At 71.9% G+C, this 3,577-nt stretch carries 2 protein-coding genes; one reads left to right on the top strand and one right to left on the bottom strand.

Annotation, left to right across the window (positions count from 1 at the left end; genetic code table 11):
- Window positions 1-256: 256 nt before the first annotated feature.
- On the top strand, window positions 257-958 hold the full coding sequence (fliP, locus tag CCR97_RS24065; RefSeq protein WP_111360059.1) for a flagellar type III secretion system pore protein FliP: 702 nt from the start codon (window positions 257-259) through the stop codon (window positions 956-958).
- A 33-nt stretch (window positions 959-991) separates the two neighbouring features.
- Here the strand turns inward: fliP and CCR97_RS24060 are convergent, their stop codons facing one another.
- Window positions 992-3,487 carry a tetratricopeptide repeat protein gene (locus CCR97_RS24060; RefSeq protein WP_207199576.1) on the bottom strand — a complete coding sequence of 832 codons (2,496 nt, stop codon included), beginning with the start codon at window positions 3,485-3,487 and terminating at the stop codon, window positions 992-994.
- Between the last annotated feature and the right edge of the window lie 90 nt (window positions 3,488-3,577).

The raw sequence follows: 3,577 nt of genomic DNA, 5'->3' as shown, positions 1-3,577 counted from the left end.
TGCACGCGACGCCCGAGCCTCCGGCCCCGCCGGCGCCCGCCGCGGCCGCCGACCCGGCCCCGGCTCCCGCGCCCCAGGACTCCACGCCGTCCGGCAAGACCGCCTACGAGAGCCTCGAAGAGGAAATGGCGAATCTGCTCGGCCGCACGCCCGGAAAGCCGTGATCCGCATCGTCGGCGGCCGCCGCGTTCGTCTCGCGACGATGGCGGCCGGAGCGGGACTGTCGGCGCCGCTCGCGCTGCTCGTTGGCGCGATCATGGTCGGTCCGCTGTTCGTCGGGCCGGCGGGCGCCCAAGACCTCAGCCTCAATCTCGGCCAGGGCGGCGCCCTGACCGAGCGCGTGTTCCAGCTCATCGCGCTGATCACGGTGCTGTCGCTCGCACCGTCGATCCTCGTGATGGTGACGTCGTTCACCCGGATCGTCGTCGTCCTGTCGCTGCTGCGCACCGCGCTGGGCACCGCCACGGCGCCGCCCAACAGCGTGCTGATCGCGCTCGCCCTGTTCCTCACCGCCTTCGTGATGGGGCCGGCCTTCGAGCGCGCCTACGACACCGGGATCCGGCCGCTGATGAACAACGAGATCACCATGGAGCAGGCGTTCGAGCGCTCGAGCGAGCCGTTCCGCGCCTTCATGCTGAAGAACGTGCGCGAGAAGGACCTCAAGCTGTTCCTCGACATGGCGCGCGAGGCGCCGCCGGCGAGCCCGGAGAATATGTCGCTGCGCATCCTGGTGCCGGCCTTCATGATCTCGGAGCTCAAGCGCGCCTTCGAGATCGGCTTCCTGTTGTTCCTGCCCTTCCTGATCATCGACCTCGTCGTCGCCTCGGTCCTGATGTCGATGGGCATGATGATGCTGCCGCCGGCGACCATCTCGCTGCCGTTCAAGCTGATCTTCTTCGTCCTGGTCGACGGCTGGAACCTCGTCGCCGGCAGCCTGGTGCAAAGCTTCGGAAGCTGAGCCGGCGGGCGGCGCCCGCCGCCGCTCCGGCGCCTACCGCCGCACCGCCATGACCTTGCGGGAGCGGATCGAGGCGGTCGGGTCCGGGTCGGCGAGCGGCGCCCGGCTCTGGGTCCCCGGGGGGACGCCCGGCGGGCCGCCGGCCGGCGGGCCGGCGGGCTGCGGATCGGCGCTGAACGCGCCGGTTTCCGGATAGCGCGTCCGCAGGTCGCGCAGGAACGAGTCGAGCGTGTCGGTCGCGGCGACCATGCGCGAGACGGCGGCGAACTCGGGGGCGTTGGCGGCGCGCGGCGCGGTCGCCACCTCGAAGGCGCGGCGATCCGGCCCGTCGGCCATCTTGGCCACGTATTTCTCGCGGAAGCGGTCGAGGCCCAGCGCGTCCTCGGCGAGCGCGTAGCCGATCGCGGCGCGCAAGAGGTCGGCACGCTCGGGCTCGGAGTGCGGCTGCCAGTCGCGCCAGCGCTCGCCGTACATCATCTCGATCTGCTCGGCCGCCGCCTGCCAGCGCTTGGCCGACCACAGGATGTCGGCGCGCAGGCGCTGCGCCTCGCGCCCGTCGAGATTGGCGATCACCTCGATGGCGAGGTCGGGCCGGCCGACGTCGGAGAGCGCCCGCCCCTCGATCAGCAGGCGCTGGTTGCGCAATTCGGTAGCGATATTGGTGGTCTGGGTCGCCCGCATCGTGGCGAGCGCCCGGTCCGGCTTGCGGTTCATCAGATAGACGATGGCGAGCCGGGTCGCGACCTGGGCTCGGGCGGCGCCCTGCAGGCGGTGATCGACCTGGTGCTGCAGCAGCTCGGCCGCCTGGTCGAGCAGGTCGACCGAGACCAGCCGGTCGGCGAGCCGGCGGATCATCTCGTCGCCGCGCCGGCCGATCGGGGTGAGCTCGCGGAAGTCGTAGAACAGCCCGAGCGCGTCGACGGCCGGCATGGCATCGCCCTTGCCGGCCAGGAACAGCGTATCGAACGTCGACGCCGCCTCCTCCTGGATGCGCCGGGTGAGATCGGAGTTCGGATGCGCCGACAGCGCCGTGCGCATCACGTGGAAGGCGTCGCGATAGCGGCCCTCCTGGGTGTAGAGCCGCGCGAGCAGCTGCAGCGCCTCGATCTCGGTCTCGTCGCCGCGCCAGACCGTGGTGAGCTCCTCGAGATCGGAGATGACCTCGGTGCGCTTGAGGTCGCCGAGGTGATAACGCAGCACCGCCTCGCGCAGCCGCCCCTTGGCGGCGTCCGGCCCGGTGAGGGTGGCGACGGCGAGCCGGTAGTCGGCGAGCGCATCGCCACTGCGACCCACGCCCTCGGCCACCTGGCCGGCGAGCACCGCGATGCGCGCCTCCATGTCCTTGTCGATGCCGAGCGTCTCGAAGGCGTGCAGCAGGTTCTGGGCGACGGCGAAGTTCTTCACCTCGACGGCGGCCCGCACGGCCTCGGCGAGGATCAGCCGCTGGAGCTGGATCGGCAGCGTCGAGACCGACGATTCGACGGTGCGCAGCTTCTCGTTGGCGTCGGAGAAGTTGCCCTGCTTGGCCGCGGCGAAGCCGCGCCAGATCTGGGCGTCGGGATGGCTCGCGACGATCGGGTTGGACAGGTCCTTGAGCGCCTCGGGGATGCGGTCGAGCATGATGTTGGCGAGCGCCCGCATGAACAGGCCGGCCGGATCGTCGGCGCCTGGCCGCTCGTCGGCGAGCGCGACGTCGATCACGCCCTTCGCCTCGGCGTACATCTCGCGGGCCAGATAGAAGCGGGCCAGATCCATCCGGGCGCCGGTGCGCCGGGTCTCCAGCGCCTCGGCGGCGGCGTTGATCAGGAGCCGGCGGCGCGGCTCGTACTCGGCCTCGCGGTCGAAGCCCCAGAGCTGCGGATCGAACACGGCCGGCCGGAACAGGCCGGTGCGGCGCCCGACCATGTCGCTCGCCGACACGGCGAGCCCGGCGGGGCGCGCGATGGTGATCCGGTCGGTGCCGAGCTCGACGGTGAGGTCGTCGGCGACCGGCTGCAGGACGACGCCGTGGCTCGAAGGCAGCACGCCGAACTCGACATAGTCCTGCGGCTGCATGAAGCCGCGCGGCGGACCGAGGCCGGTGACGACCACCAGCGTGTCGCCCGCTTCCGGATCGACGATCCGGTGCACGGCGCGCGGATCGTCGAACGGCACGGCCGCGGTGATCTTGCTCTGGCTCGACGGGTTACGGACGAGCGCGAGCGGACGCGGCGCCTCCATCACCTGGTCGCCGACGACGAGCGACACGGTCGCCCCGTCGATGCGCACGGTCGCGAGTCGCGGCCGCTCGAGCTTCAGGCGCAGCGCCTGGCCGTCGGGCAGCGCCATCAGCGCGGCGCTCTGCACGGTGCCGCTGCGGTCGCGGCCCAGCGCCGCGATGTCGATTTTGGCGCGCGTGTCGAACACGACCCACAGGGCGTCGGCCCGGTTGAAGACCGCGGTCGGGGTGGCGACCGAGAACGGGAAGCTGAGGATCAGGCTGTCGGCCTGACGTCCGACCTGCATCTGCACGGCGCCGGTCGAATCCATGGACGGCTTCACGCCTTCGATGACCGGCAGCCGCGGCTCGGCGGCCGGCGCCGGGGCGGGCATCGGAGCGGCGGTCGGGGCCGTCGCGGC

This window comes from Rhodoplanes elegans (assembly GCF_016653355.1).
Classification (GTDB): domain Bacteria; phylum Pseudomonadota; class Alphaproteobacteria; order Rhizobiales; family Xanthobacteraceae; genus Rhodoplanes; species Rhodoplanes elegans.
Note: the sequence above shows the minus strand (reverse complement) of the source record. Positions and strands in the feature narration are given on the sequence as shown.

Bases quoted from the DNA above. Each gene is read 5' to 3' on its own strand.
- fliP (WP_111360059.1), top strand. From the start codon at position 257: ATGGTCGGTCCGCTGTTCGTCGGGCCGGCGGGCGCCCAAGACCTCAGC.
- CCR97_RS24060 (WP_207199576.1), bottom strand. From the start codon at position 3,487: ATGGATTCGACCGGCGCCGTGCAGATGCAGGTCGGACGTCAGGCCGAC.